The organism is Chlorogloeopsis fritschii PCC 6912, assembly GCF_000317285.1.
Taxonomy (GTDB): Bacteria; Cyanobacteriota; Cyanobacteriia; order Cyanobacteriales; family Nostocaceae; genus Chlorogloeopsis; species Chlorogloeopsis fritschii.
In genome coordinates this window covers 14,626-28,330 of the sequence record NZ_AJLN01000110.1, presented here as the reverse complement: position 1 = coordinate 28,330, position 13,705 = coordinate 14,626, and the positions used below count along the sequence as shown (strand labels likewise).

The 13,705-nt window shown below is 42.8% G+C and carries 15 protein-coding genes and 1 tRNA gene; 14 read left to right on the top strand and 2 right to left on the bottom strand.

Going from position 1 to position 13,705, the window contains the following annotated elements; translation table 11 throughout:
- Positions 1–614: 614 nt before the first annotated feature.
- Positions 615–1,937: a D-alanyl-D-alanine carboxypeptidase gene (locus tag UYC_RS0123470; protein ID WP_016874860.1), complete on the bottom strand. Its 1,323-nt coding sequence runs from the start codon at positions 1,935–1,937 to the stop codon at positions 615–617.
- Between the two features lie 921 nt (positions 1,938–2,858).
- On the opposite strand from UYC_RS0123470, the gene plsX reads away from it, so the two are divergent.
- The 12 genes from plsX to UYC_RS0123415 all read left to right on the top strand — a co-directional run bounded on the left by plsX (position 2,859) and on the right by UYC_RS0123415 (position 10,053).
- Entirely contained in the window at positions 2,859–3,902 is a 1,044-nt protein-coding gene (plsX, locus tag UYC_RS0123465) for a phosphate acyltransferase PlsX (protein ID WP_016874861.1), read from the top strand.
- 113 nt (positions 3,903–4,015) lie between these two features.
- A complete protein-coding gene (locus UYC_RS0123460; RefSeq protein WP_016874862.1) occupies positions 4,016–5,008 on the top strand; it encodes a beta-ketoacyl-ACP synthase III in 993 nt (330 codons plus the stop codon).
- Positions 5,009–5,088: 80 nt separating this feature from the next.
- The gene (gene fabD / locus UYC_RS0123455; protein ID WP_016874863.1) at positions 5,089–5,967 is read left to right on the top strand and encodes an ACP S-malonyltransferase; all 879 of its coding nucleotides are present in this window, start codon (positions 5,089–5,091) and stop codon (positions 5,965–5,967) included.
- Between the two features lie 19 nt (positions 5,968–5,986).
- Complete coding sequence (locus UYC_RS38055) at positions 5,987–6,127, top strand: hypothetical protein (protein ID WP_157171270.1); 141 nt, start codon at positions 5,987–5,989, stop codon at positions 6,125–6,127.
- 39 nt (positions 6,128–6,166) lie between these two features.
- A complete protein-coding gene (locus UYC_RS0123450) occupies positions 6,167–6,460 on the top strand; it encodes a DUF433 domain-containing protein (protein WP_016874864.1) in 294 nt (97 codons plus the stop codon).
- Positions 6,457–6,801: a DUF5615 family PIN-like protein gene (locus UYC_RS0123445; RefSeq protein WP_016874865.1), complete on the top strand. Its 345-nt coding sequence runs from the start codon at positions 6,457–6,459 to the stop codon at positions 6,799–6,801. The genes UYC_RS0123450 and UYC_RS0123445 overlap by 4 nt, the downstream gene beginning before the upstream one ends.
- Before the next feature lie 53 nt (positions 6,802–6,854).
- Positions 6,855–7,088, top strand: coding sequence for a hypothetical protein (locus UYC_RS0123440; RefSeq protein WP_016874866.1), 234 nt, complete (start codon positions 6,855–6,857; stop codon positions 7,086–7,088).
- Between the two features lie 34 nt (positions 7,089–7,122).
- The gene (locus tag UYC_RS0123435) at positions 7,123–7,341 is read left to right on the top strand and encodes a hypothetical protein (protein ID WP_016874867.1); all 219 of its coding nucleotides are present in this window, start codon (positions 7,123–7,125) and stop codon (positions 7,339–7,341) included.
- Complete coding sequence (locus tag UYC_RS35735; protein ID WP_016874868.1) at positions 7,338–7,532, top strand: type II toxin-antitoxin system RelE family toxin; 195 nt, start codon at positions 7,338–7,340, stop codon at positions 7,530–7,532. The genes UYC_RS0123435 and UYC_RS35735 overlap by 4 nt, the downstream gene beginning before the upstream one ends.
- A 153-nt stretch (positions 7,533–7,685) precedes the next feature.
- Positions 7,686–8,324 carry a lysophospholipid acyltransferase family protein gene (locus UYC_RS0123425; RefSeq protein WP_026087474.1) on the top strand — a complete coding sequence of 213 codons (639 nt, stop codon included), beginning with the start codon at positions 7,686–7,688 and terminating at the stop codon, positions 8,322–8,324.
- A gap of 201 nt (positions 8,325–8,525) precedes the next feature.
- Positions 8,526–9,563 carry an AI-2E family transporter gene (locus tag UYC_RS0123420; RefSeq protein WP_016874870.1) on the top strand — a complete coding sequence of 346 codons (1,038 nt, stop codon included), beginning with the start codon at positions 8,526–8,528 and terminating at the stop codon, positions 9,561–9,563.
- A 187-nt stretch (positions 9,564–9,750) separates the two neighbouring features.
- Positions 9,751–10,053: a DUF2288 domain-containing protein gene (locus UYC_RS0123415; RefSeq protein ID WP_016874871.1), complete on the top strand. Its 303-nt coding sequence runs from the start codon at positions 9,751–9,753 to the stop codon at positions 10,051–10,053.
- A gap of 118 nt (positions 10,054–10,171) precedes the next feature.
- Here UYC_RS0123415 and UYC_RS0123410 read toward each other — a convergent pair whose 3' ends face one another.
- On the bottom strand, positions 10,172–12,142 hold the full coding sequence (locus tag UYC_RS0123410) for a WD40 domain-containing protein (RefSeq protein WP_016874872.1): 1,971 nt from the start codon (positions 12,140–12,142) through the stop codon (positions 10,172–10,174).
- Between the two features lie 278 nt (positions 12,143–12,420).
- Between UYC_RS0123410 and UYC_RS0123400 the strand changes: the two genes are divergently transcribed.
- Positions 12,421–13,518 (top strand): tocopherol cyclase family protein, encoded by a 1,098-nt coding sequence (locus tag UYC_RS0123400; RefSeq protein ID WP_016874874.1) that lies wholly within the window; start codon positions 12,421–12,423, stop codon positions 13,516–13,518.
- A 30-nt stretch (positions 13,519–13,548) separates the two neighbouring features.
- Positions 13,549–13,622, top strand: a tRNA-Arg gene (locus tag UYC_RS0123395).
- Positions 13,623–13,705 lie beyond the last annotated feature (83 nt).

Below are 13,705 nucleotides of genomic sequence, written 5' to 3'. Positions count from 1 at the left end.
GACAGCGGCTTCCCGTCAGGGTAGGGGGACTGCTGTACGCCGGAGGCGTTCCCGCAGGGTACCCGGAGGGTGGACGGTGAGTGCAGCCGCGTGCGGGGGTCTCCCCCCAACCCCACTTCGTGGGGGCCCCAAAGCCCCCCGTTGAGCGGACTGCCGTAGGGCGAAGCCCTTCTCGCAGAGTACCCGAAGGGGTTCCCCGGCATAAAGGAGCCAGTGCGTTGCGCGGGTTCCCCGCGTTGTAGCACCTGGCGTCACCTGGCGTCGGGTTAAGCGCGTTGTAGCGACTGGCGTCAAGTGGCGTCAACTGGCGTCGGGTTAAGCGCGTTGAGTGCAAGTGGCGTGATTTTGGATTAAAACCAATTGATTAATAAAGTATTCCAGAATTTTGAAACCAGACTCCCGCATGGCAATTTGGTATCAGTGAAGAGATTCGTCTGCCCCAATTTGTAGCTACCACTCTCAAAGTCTCGAAATATTTCTGCAATATCAAATTGATCAGCAGCGATCGCTTTTGGAATCTGATTAAAATTTGTTCAAGTCAACCAACTTTCATCCAAAGCGAAACTATCTAGATTGCGCCGCTATTTTAGTGCTTCTGGAACGCTTTTCTACTTTCAGCTTTTATATACAATTTCAATACGTTCACTAGCACCAAATTTGGGCAAAACTTCGATGGGTGAGTGGGGAGCGATCGCTTTTGGAATCGCAGGTGGAACTTGCAGTTGTTTGATCAGATTTTGCAACAGTTTATCTTGTTCAGCCCGAAAATTTAGCACATATGGGCCACGGTTAATAATAGTAAACCAAACCAAACCGCGATCGCGTGTGGGTATCACTCCGGCTAAAGCACTAACATCGTTGAGAGTACCAGTTTTCATGACAGTGCCAGCGGGCATCTGTCTGGCGTGAAGCGTTCCACGGCGATCAAAGCCAGACATGGGGAATAAGTCTGCCAAATTCAGCCCATGAGTCAGTGCTTCTCGTTGAACTGCCATTAACATTGCACAAGCAGCTCTAGGAGAAATGCGATTTTCTACTCCCAGCCCTGAACCATTAATTAATTGAATTTCTGACTCTGGAACCTTTGCCAGTTTAGCAGCAGTTGATTGCACCACAGTGTGTCCTCCCACAGACTCTGCTAGCATCTGTGCCATTTCATTGTTGCTGAAAACGTTCATTTCCTTAATTAATTGGTGCACAGGCAAGGAGCGATGACGTACCAGCAGGGTTTGCTGTGGGTTTGGCTGCGCTTGTAGTTTGACAGTACCAGCAATTTTAACTTCAGGTTTAGGCGTGCCTTTGGGCATGAGCGAATATTGCAAATTAATGGCACGAGACCAAGTGGTATGATTTAGTGCTTGCTTGAGCGCTTGCCCTGCTAGCAGTGGATGCCGTTGGAAATTCATGGCGAAATTACCACTAATTATCAAATTACCCTTGACCTGCTTGATGCCCATTTTATTCAAGGTATTACCAAGGGCGATCGCTTCCTCCCAAACAAACAAAGGATCGCCACCACCAGTAATCACTAAATCTCCTTGCAACACTCCTTTTTGCACAGAGCCGGTAGTACTAACAACAGTCTCAAATTGATGTTCGGCTCCCCAAGCTTTTAAAGCAACTAGAGAGGTAGCTATCTTTGTTAATGAAGCAGCAGGCAAAGGAGTTGTACCTTGATGATTAGCCATTAACATCGGGCCTGACTGCAGCCAAATTCCTTGACTCTCGGTGAGATTCGCTGACAAGATTTTCGATGCCATCAACCCTTTGAAATATGCCTGTACGGTAGTTACTCCAGCTGGATTTGGATCGGGAGCAAGAATCAGGCTAGGACTACTTTGCCAAGTTAATACATCTAGAGGATCTAAAGGCTTAACCTTTACCCCAGCCATCTCTAGCCACATTGACATCAAACCTGAACCAATTAATTCCAGCATTGATCGCTCCTCATGTATGCGAATACGCCACTTCGTTTTCTATTTCAATGTTTTCTGGGTACTCAATGCTACCTTGCATTGGGTAATTAATCATAACTGTTGATTTTTACATATGAAAGTAAGGTTAATAACAAAGTTTTGACAGGGTATGTAATGCTCAACTATTTCGCGGTGACAAAAGTTGTAATTACAGAGTGCTTATTAGTATTACATTTGGTGTGTGATCGTGAAATTCCAGATTGGCAGTTTTTTGTTTTTAAGCTTCGATATTAATCATTTCACTGAGAATTTAACAGATAAGTAATATAAGTATATAGTCGTTTTACTAAAGTAAATAAGTATGATTTCGAGCTTGCCAGGCTAGAGTAAATCAGTAGAAATATTTTCAAAATCCAAAGTAATTTAGCTTTGATTGATGAAAATTTTGTCACATTTTCTACATCCGTATGTTCTTTTCAAGGAACAATTAACTATTTTGACCTTCGGAACGAGGGAGTAGCCTATCGCCAGAATGTAAGACCAAAGTTACCGAGGCATTTCTTTGGGTAGGAAGCCTACTGTGGCAGCTTCGCGTCACGCTCTGGTAGTTCACAGAACAATTCACCTTTGCTGATTGCTTGGCAACAAACAGCAAAAATTTGATGTTTAGTCTGATAAAGATAGGTCGGGTACGTAGTTTCATCAGTCAGTGAAGGGAGTAATTCGTGCTATGTTGGGCTTGTTAGACCTATAGCTGAAAGAACAAAGGATGAAATCAGCGGCAAAATCTCGGAATTATCCGTGGCTTTACTTCTTTTTCATCTCAAACTGGGAGTCACCCAGATAGATATTTGAATATAAATGCAATTTAGCAGCTATCAAATTGCTACTTTCAGTAGAGGCATCTGGTAAAATTTGTAAGGTTTCTAGAAGCTCTGAGCAATGGGATCGACTTGCGCACGGATCGCAATTGACGCAATGGGAGGGGATAATGCACCCGGTGAAATCGTGGCTGGCGCACTGCGGGCACGAGAAGAACTCGGTGTAGAAGTATTGTTGGTAGGTGATCCCCAAAAAATTGAAGCAGCCCTGCCAGCAAAAATCAATTTGGGGCAAGTGCAGATCGTACCTGCTGAGGGTGCGATCGCCATGGACGAAGAAGCCCTGAGCAGCATCAGACGCAAACCCAAAGCCTCTATCAATGTGGCAATGGATTTGGTGAAGCAGGGGCAGGCGGACGCTGTAATTTCTGCTGGTCATTCTGGAGCAGCAATGGCAGCAGCATTGCTTCGCTTAGGACGGCTACCAGGAATTGACCGTCCGGCGATTGGTGCAGTATTTCCCACCATAGTAGCCAGCAAGCAAGTTCTGATACTTGATGTCGGCGCAAATGTAGACTGCCGTCCAAAATTTTTAGAGCAGTTTGCCGTCATGGGGTCGATTTACAGCCAATACGTTTTGGGTGTTTCTGAACCAAAAGTAGGTTTGTTAAATATCGGTGAGGAAGACTGTAAAGGCAATGATGCAGCTGTACGTGCCCATCAGTTGCTACGCGAAAATGCCCAAATTGCTTTTATTGGCAATGCTGAAGGAAGGGATGTACTTTCCGGTCAATTTGATGTGATTGTTTGTGACGGCTTTGTGGGCAATGTGCTGTTAAAATTTGCTGAAGCGGTCGGAGAAGTGATGCTGCAAATTATGAGGGAAGAATTGCCCCAAGGATTGCGCGGTCAACTCGGAACGGCAGTTTTAAAACCCAACCTCAAGCGAATCAAGCAGCGGGTAGATCATGCAGAACACGGAGGAGCTTTGCTGTTAGGGGTGGACGGCATTTGCATAATTAGTCACGGTAGCTCCCAAGCGCCTTCGATTTTTAATGCGATTCGTTTAGCAAAAGAAGCGGTTAACAACCAAGTACTGCAACGAATTCAATCTCAATATCAAAGCCAACCCTCCGGGCAGGTATTGCCCAAAACAAGTCAATAGTTATTTGTCATCTGTAATTAGTCACTTGTCATTTGTATAAACTATGGGCAAAAGACTGAGAACTAATGGCTGGTAATTAATGACAAAAAGCTGATCGCTGGGGAGAAGCCAGAGTGCAACAAATGGGAATAGCAATTACAGGAAGTGGCTCGGCAGTACCAGTTACTTTCCTGGATAACCAGGGGCTGAGTGAACTGGTTGAAACATCAGACGAGTGGATAACCACAAGAACAGGAATTCGTCAAAGGCGTTTAGCAAATGCTGCTGATTCTCTAGCAGAACTTGCTGCGATCGCAAGCCATCAAGCGATCGCCATGGCTGGAATTACACCGCAAGAAATAGATTTGATTTTGCTAGCAACTTCTACGCCTGACGATTTATTTGGTAGTGCTTGTCAAATTCAAGCCAAATTGGGAGCAACTAGAGCAGTAGCATTTGATTTGACTGCTGCCTGCTCTGGCTTTGTATTTGGATTAGTCACAGCTGCCCAATTTATTAGAACAGGGGTTTACCATAATGTACTACTTGTCGGGGCAGATATCCTCTCTCGTTGGGTGGATTGGCAAGACAGGCGCACCTGCGTCTTATTCGGAGACGCAGCTGGAGCAGTAGTACTACAAGCAAATAAGAGCGATCGCTTACTGGGATTTGAACTCAAAAGTGATGGGACTCAAAACAATTGCCTAAACTTGGCTTACAACGCTAACTCTACAGAACTAACCCCTGGTGTTTGTGTAGGTCAAGGCGGTTTTTTGCCGATTACGATGAACGGTAAAGAAGTTTACCGATTTGCTGTACAAAAAGTGCCAGAAGTTATTGATAAAGCTTTATTTCGCGCCAACCTCTGTGTAGAGCAAGTAGACTGGTTGCTATTACATCAAGCAAATCAACGCATTCTCGACGCTGTTGCCCAGCGCCTAAATATTCCGGAAGATAAAGTTATCAGTAATCTTGCTTATTATGGCAACACATCGGCTGCCTCTATTCCCCTTGCCCTAGATGAAGCAGTACGGCAGGGCAAAATTAAATCCAACGACATCATAGCCGCATCAGGTTTTGGTGCTGGACTGACTTGGGGAGCAGCAATTTTTCAATGGGGGCGATAGTCCTTTGCCATAGTCATTTGTCCTTTACTAAAGACAAATGACCAATGACCAATGACCAATGACCAATGACTAAATGACGAATGACTAAAACCGCATGGGTGTTTCCCGGACAAGGTTCCCAAGCACTGGGAATGGGATCGGATTTACTAGAATTACCATTAGCAAAGGAAAAAATTGCCCAAGCTGAAGAAATTTTAGGCTGGTCTGTAATTGAAATCTGTAACAATGATGCCGAAAAACTATCACATACTCTCTACACTCAGCCTTGTTTGTATGTAGTAGAAAGCATTCTCGCTGATATTCTACTCAAAAAAGAACAGCCAGACTTGGTTGCTGGTCACAGTTTAGGAGAATACATTGCTCTTTACGTTGCTGGTGTATTTAATTGGACTGCGGGGCTGCACTTGGTAAAGCGCCGTGCCGAACTCATGGAAAGTGCTGCTGGTGGAATGATGGCAGCTTTAATGAATTTTGACCGTGAAAAACTAGAAAAAGCGATCGCCGAAACTCCTGATGTGACGCTCGCTAATGATAACAGTCCAGCCCAGGTGGTGATTTCTGGCACACCAGCAGCAGTGGAAACAGTGATGTCGCAAGTGAAGGCAAAGCGTGCAGTACCTTTAAAAGTTTCTGGTGCATTTCATTCGCCTTTAATGGCAGCAGCCTCCGCTGAGTTCAATGATGTTTTAGCTGCAGTAGAATTTAATACAGCTAAGGTGCCAGTTTTATCGAATGTAGAACCAACTCCATCTACAGAAGCGGATGTTTTAAAACAGCGTTTGATCCAACAAATGACAGGGGGAGTGCGCTGGCGAGAAATTTCCCTAGCCCTACCAGAAAATGGCATTGGGCGAGTAGTAGAAATCGGCCCTGGTAATGTGCTAACTGGTTTGATTAAACGTACTTGCTCTGGCTTAACTTTGGAAAATATCCGTAGTACCGCGGAGTTACCTGTTTAATAGTTAACTTTTGCTGTCTATGGAATTAGAGTTGCGATCGCTTTCTACCCTTGCTTTTTGTGGTTTTGGGGTGGGGCGATCGCACAATTGTAATAGTATATTTTTGTTCACCCAATCGGCGGGCGCTCTACGCGAGATGTCTGCCTATATCTATTGGTAAACTAGAGGCAACGCCAGTTCTACTGAGTGAATACGTTCTATGTTTGCTGAAGCTTGCTCACGCTACGTTACTCGCAACCCTGAGATTTTAGGCGGAGAGCCAATTATTACAGGCACTCGTACATCTGTTCGTGCCATTGTCGGTTTGTGGCGATTGGGGATTATGCCAGAAGAAATCTTGAACCATTTGCCTCATCTAACCCTGGCACAAGTATTCGATGCCTTGAGTTTCTATCTCGATCATCAATCAGAAATTAATGAGTACATTGAGCGAAACAAAGTACCCGATGAATTGGTACATCCATCTGTAAAAGCTGTATTGGGCGGATTGTGACGGTTTTTGCTGCACTTTACACCGATGAGGATATGTCAGCATTGGTTGCCACACTGTTGCGATCGCGCGGTCTAGATGTCACAACAGTTCCTGAACAAGGGGTTCTCGGCAAAACCGACAGTGAGCAACTTGAATTCGCAACTTCTGTGGGCAGATGTATCGTGACACATAACCGTGTCGATTTTGAGCGGTTGCATCTTCAGTACATGGAGGAGGATAAACAACATTCTGGGATTATTGTTGTGCCCCAGAAAAATGCTTACGAAGTTGCGCAACGGATTGGCATTCTGGTAAGCACACTAACTGCTGATGAAATTAGAAATCAGTTGTTGTATGCATGAATTTTTGATTTGCATACTACATTGAGCTATGGGCGTAAACTTAGCTCTATAGTATGCGATCGCTTTCTACCTTCACTTGCCACAAAAGAGATAATGGTTGTGGTTTCGGGTTACTGGATGCCAAGCAGCGTAGAGACCAAGAGGCATATTATGAGTTCTTAATGTTTGCCGAAATGCTTCAGGGGCAATTGCTTTACTACGAAAAAACTTTAGATAAACTGGAAATACCTCGGCCGTACTTTCCGTCAATTCGGGAGCGGCTGATTCAAGATGATTACGATTCTTGAAGACACTTGATCCTCCTATTCTAAGAATAGAACGATGACTGAGTTACTTGAACAAGCAATTTCAAGACTTAAAACTTTGCCTCCTACTGAACAAGACGCGATCGCAGCCATCATTCTAGAAGAACTCGAAGATGAAGTTCGATGGGATGCTGCCTTTGCTAAGTCCAAAGATGTTCTTGCTAACCTTGCAGGCGAAGCAATAGCTGAGTATCGTGTAGGTAAAACACAGGAGTTAGATCCCGAAACATTGTGAAGTCACGCACTACCGCCCAATTTCGTAAAGCGTTTGCGGGACTGCCTGAGCAAGTTCAAGAGCAAGCACGTGAAGCATATCGCCAATTCAAGCAAGATCCAAGTCACCCAAGTATACGCTTCAAAAAGGTGCATCCAGAAATACCAATTTATTCTGCTCGAATCAGCAAAAATTATCGGGCAGTTGGATAGCTAGATGGAGATACGGTCATTTGGTTTTGGGTCGGTTCACATACAGAGTATGACAAGTTACTCTCGCAGTTATAGCGACAGTAACTAACTTTAACAGTCAAAAGTAGTGGCGATCGCTTATCCTTAAATTCAGTCTGATTTCAATTATTTTCTGTGGGCAAAAGCCGCGAACCATTCGTTAGTCTGTTACTTTACCACGCCTTTAAGTGGTCTGTTGTTAGCCCGATGCTGCACGTTTACTTTCAGGGTAAAATTTATGGTGCAGAAAATGTGCCTAAAAGCGGGCCTTTACTGGTAGTCAGCAATCATGCTAGTAACTACGATCCGCCGATTGTTTCCAATTGTGTAGACCGTCCGGTGGCACACATGGCGAAGGAAGAATTATTTAAAATTCCTGTTTTAAAACAAGCGATCGCCTTATATGGTGCTTATCCAGTTAGTCGAGGTACAGCCGATCGCGCTGCTATCCGCGCAGCCTTAAATTATCTAGAACAAGGGTGGGCGGTTGGTGTTTTTTTACAAGGCACTCGTACTCCAGACGGACGCATAACAGATCCAAAACGAGGTGCAGCATTAATTGCTGCGAAAGCAAAAGCACCACTGTTACCAGTTAGTTTATGGGGAACTGAAGCTATTGAGCAAAAAGGTGCTGTCATACCTCGTTCGGTTCCCGTAACAGTGAGAATTGGAGAGTTGATAGCAGCGCCTACTTCCAATGATAAAGAAGAATTGGAGGCTGTAACGCAAAAGTGTGCTGTGGCAATCAATGCACTACACGATCTGGGACGGTAAGTCAAAGTCTTTTGAGGGTATAGGAGGAATATTTTTCTATGCTCCTTCTTCCATCAAACAACTAGGGAAATATGCACTAGGGAAGTGGTTATTACAACTTAAAGTCTGTAAGTTTAGGGTGATCTGAAGGCTCAAGTATAGAATTTTCATCCTTCAGCCTTCATCTTTTATCCTTATCTTTAAGCTTTCCCTAAATCAACTATGAGTGGCTTTGGAGCCAATAATTTTTGGTCGCGGCTAAATAATCTTGCCTTAGTCCGCTTTTTGCTTTTAGTTGCTTCTGGCTGGGCAATTGTACAGCTTTTAGCTTATTTTGAACCAGTTATTGTTATTTTTACATTTGCTACCATTTTAGCTTTTTTACTTAGCTATCCTGTACAATGGCTGCGGCGTTTTTTGCCCCATAGTCTCGCAGTTTTTGTGGTTTTTTTACTTAGCATAGTTATTATTGGAGGTCTTGTAATTAGTATTGGTTTAACAGTTTTATCTCAAGGACAACAATTAATAGATAGTGTTACTGCTTTTTTAAATTCTTTAGTACCTCTATTGGAGCAAATAGAAGCATTTTTACGTGAACGAAATCTTCAGATAGATTTAAGTATTTTAGAAGAACAAATTAGGAATCAAGCTATATCTAGGCTCGTAACCAGCATAGCTATTTTACAGTCAATTTTAACGAATTTTGTGACTTTCATTTTAATTGCAGTTGTTGCTTTTTTCATGCTACTAGATGGAGAAAAACTTTGGTACTTGGTTGTTAAGCAAATACCACCACAGCGACGTACTAGATTTACAACTGTTATCAGACGTAAATTTTTAGGATTTTTTCGAGGTCAGTTGTTATTAATGTTGTTTTTATCAAGTTCAACTTTCATAGTTTTCTTGTTATTAAAAGTGCCTTTTGCGTTGATATTGTCATTAATAGTTGGGATACTTGATATCATTCCCGGTATAGGAGCAACATTAGGAATTGGTACAATTACTTTGATTGTGTTATCTCAAGGCGTGTGGTTGGCTCTAAAAGTATTGGTGGTTTGTATTATTCTTCAGCAAATTCAAGATAATCTAATTGCGCCTCGCATTATGCAAGGAGCGCTTAATCTTAATCCTGTAGTGGTATTTTTTGCTTTACTAGTAGGTGCAAGAATAGCAGGATTGTTGGGAGTTTTTATTTCAATTCCTATTGCTGGAGTGATAGTTTCTTTATTTGAGATTGATGAGATGAAGTCAGAGGTTTAATTTTTAGTCATTTGTCATTTGTCTTTTGTCCTTTGTACGAAGGACTATTGATCAATGACTAATGCCCAAGACGGCGAGCGGCGATTCATCCCCAGAACGCGCTTGGTATGGACTCTCTCGCCGTCTTTTGGTGATTCATGTAGATTGATGTTTAGTATAATAATTAATGTCTAGTGAATAATAGCTAATGACTAATCAAGATTTAAGGGCAGAGTTAACAGAAAATCTGGATGAAGCAGAGTGGGAGTGGCTAGTTCCCCATATGCTGCGAGATGCAGTGATTGTGGTAAATCCAGAACTAGACTTATTGGATGTGGGGGTAGCTATTGCTAGTGATAATGTCTCGGAAGTACAAATCTGGATTGATGAAGCATTAATTGCCAAGCCCTCAACTACTCAGATGACGGAATGGAATAGCGATCGCGCGAAACGATTTAATACTCTAATTGTGCAGCCATTTGTGCTAGTACAAGAGAAAGCCGCGGCATAGTTACAGTTTGAATTTTAGTGTGTGAACAAGAATAGAAAGCTAGCCATATGATGTTTATTTAACAGTCTTTGTCTAAAAAAACCCATTCCCATTTCTGATTAGGGATGGGTTTTTTGATTTATTGATAAGGAAAAATCATAATTGTTTTGTCTCCATTACTACTAGCTAGCTTCTTCCCATCTGGGCTAAAAGCAACTGAATAAACAGCACTTCGATTTTCTGTAAAAGTGCGAATTTCTTGACCGCTTTCCACATCCCATAACCTAATAGTTTTATCTTGACTACCACTAGCTAAAATTTTCCCATCTGGGCTAAAAGCAACTGAATAAACTTCATCTGTATGTCCAATTAAAGTGCGAATTTCTTGACCGCTTTCCACATCCCATAACCTAATAATTTTATCTTGACTACCACTAGCTAAAATTTTCCCATTCGGGCTAAAAGCAACTGAATAAATTCTTCCCCATGAGTTAGAGTATCCTTTGAGGGTGAGGAATTTATTTTGGGTAAGATACCAAATTTTTATAGTTCTATCATTATCACCACTACCACTAGCTAGCATCTTGCCATCTGAGCTAAAAGAAACGCATAAAACTTCATCTGTATGTCCTGTTAATGTATAAGTTTCTTGCTGTTTTTCTATATACCAAAGCTTAATAGTTTTATCTTTACTGGCACTAGCTAAAATTTTCCCATTCGGACTAAAAACTACAGAATAAACTCTCTCTTTATGTCCGGACAATGTACATATTTCCTGCTCTGTATGTACATTCCATAATTTAATTTTTGTACCATCATTTCCACTAGCCAATATATTTCCATTCGGGCTAAAAGCAACTGAATTTACTTTTTCATAAACTTTAATGGTGCGAGGTTCCTGATTAACTAAATGCCAAATTTTGATAGTTTTGTCATGGCTCCCGCTTGCTAATGTTTGCCCATCATTACTAAAAGCAATCGACATTACTCGATCTAAATGTCCTTGGAGAGTGGATATAGGTTTTAAGTTCTGAATGATTGTTGGCTGTGATTCAGGTGTAGTCACCAGCGGTACAAACACCTTAGTTGCTTCAGGTTCTGGCTGAGGCTGGAAGTTTTTCTTTTCCTCTGGTAGCGATTGGTTATGCAAAATAGTGGATTGTTGTTCCTGAGGCTTTAGTGATGTCGATGGTGTAATATTTTCTGTTTTTTTCTTTTTCTCTAAAATCTCTTGCTGAAGTTGCTGTTCTACACGAGTTATAGACTGTGTTAGCTTTTGCAGTTCTGTTTGAAGTAGAGCGATCGCATATTTAAATTCTTCTATCTGTTTTTCTGTATTTGTATTTAGTTCGGCAATACATTGTTGGAGCGGCTGAATTTGCTGCTGAGTAGTTGTATTTAACTGTTGTGTAAAGGATTCTAGTTGTGACAAGCGCTGGTTGATGGCATCAATATTAGGCACTTGCTGTAACTTCTGTAGTTGTTCCATTGGCTGCTGAGTACTTTTACCCAACTGTTGTGTAAAAATATCCAGTTGGTTAAGGCGCTGTCTGAGCAGTTCAAATTGTTGATGGGTAGCTGTATTTAATTGCTGGGTGAAGGTATCAAGTTGGGCAAAATACTGCCTGAGTGGCTCAATTTGTTGCTCTGTAGTTCTGCTCAACTGGTGGGTGAAGGCATCAAGCTGGGTAAGATGTTGTCTGAGTGGTTCAATTTGTTGTTCGATATTTCTACTTAACTGCTGCCTAAAAGTATCAAGTTGTACGAGTCGCTGCCGCACCGAGTCAGTAGATTGTTCTTGTTGGTGGCGCTGTAATTCTTCAATCTGTTCTTGAGTTGTTTGACTGAAATTTTGTGTAAAGGTGTCAAAGTTATCTAAACGCTGTCTAAAAGGATCGATGAGTTGATCTAATTGGGCGATCGCTGTTTGCTGTTGCCGTTCGTTTAAATTCTTCAATCGTTCCCGATTAGCAACGTTTAACCCAATCGCTACAGTCAAAGGGGCTGCTGCATAGACAGCTTGTTGAGTTACTGCTGCCACCAAGGTTCCAATTGCAGAGGCATATAGGGAAACGTATTCAGTAACTTCTAGCCAGTGGAGTTTAGTCATAAGTGGACTGTGCTGTACTTGCTGCTGAAATAAAAAACAGCCAGAAGGCGCTTTTGAGGGTAGGAGGGTTTTCTTTCATCTTGTGCCAAGCATATTCTTTGAATCTGTGCCGAAAATTCCCCATTGCGACAGGAGATAAATAAAGGTACTGCCTGAAGGAGCGAGACGGCAACTTGGGATGTAACAATTTTTCTATCTCTAGATAGAAAAGATTTCATGAATGTTCAGGATTTTCAGGCGATCGCTCATACTAAGAAGATTGTCTTCACTGAAAATTCATGCTTGGTTTGCTCACAAATCCTTTTGACACCACTCGCACTCCTCACAGTGGCTATCATTGGGACGGTACTAGCCGTCGCTTCTTTGAAGGTTGGTATTACCGGGTAACTTTACCTGGCGAGGCTCAATCCTTCGCCTTTATGTACTCTATCGAAGACCCCATTGGGGGTAAACCCCATAGTGGAGGTGCGGCACAAATTCTCGCTCCTAATGATGAATATTTGTGCCGTACTTTTCCAGATGTCAGCAAATTCTGGGCAAAACAAGAAGAACTGGCATTGGGGCATTGGGGTGAAGCAGATCTAGATATTAAACCTGGTTATCTGCTCAGTGCCGATTTTGAACGTTATGTACAACAAGGCTATCAAGCTACAGCTACTCTCAATCAAGGAGCAATTTATGACCCTGGTAGTGGCAAATATTGCCGTTGGCAGTACGAAATTCAGCCAGTTTACGGCTGGGGAAACAAAGGCAGCATACAGCAATCAACTGCAGGTTGGTTGTCATTTTTGCAGATTTTTGAACCAGGTTGGCAAATCCTGATGGCGCACGGGTTAGCTAGCGGTTGGATTGACTGGAACGGCAGACGCTACGAGTTTACTAATGCCCCTGCTTACGGCGAGAAAAATTGGGGAGGCGCTTTCCCCCAAAGATGGTTTTGGGCAAATTGTAATAGTTTTATCGATGAACCGGATTTGGCTTTAACGGCTGGTGGTGGGAGACGCGGAGTGTTGTGGTGGATGGAATCTGTAGCGATGATTGGATTGCACTATCGAGGGAATTTTTACGAATTCGTTCCTTGGAATTCTCAAGTTAGCTGGAATATTCAGCCTTGGGGTAGCTGGCAAATGCAAGCAAAAAACTCTCAATATGAAGTTGAGTTACTTGGAGCTACTGATTTACCAGGTACACCCTTACGTGCACCTACAGAAAATGGTTTGATATTTTGCTGCCGCGATACCTTACAGGGGCAGTTAAATTTGGAATTGCGAGAAATCAGTGGCAGTCACAGAAGAACAATCCTAAAAGCACGCAGTTCTTTGTGTGGATTAGAAATAGGCGGCAGCCCTTGGAGCGATCGCTGGGTGTCTGACTAAAAGTGATATGATGGGGAATGGTATCTGTTTGGGGCTGTAGCTCAGTTGGATAGAGCGAGCGCCTCCTAAGCGCTAGGTCGCGCGTTCAAGTCGCGCCAGTCCCGTTCCCCTCTAAAAGTCTTGTGTTGGATGGGTTCTCAGCCTCCAGGCTGGGAACCAGTCAGTCATAGTACAGAAGCACTGTTTG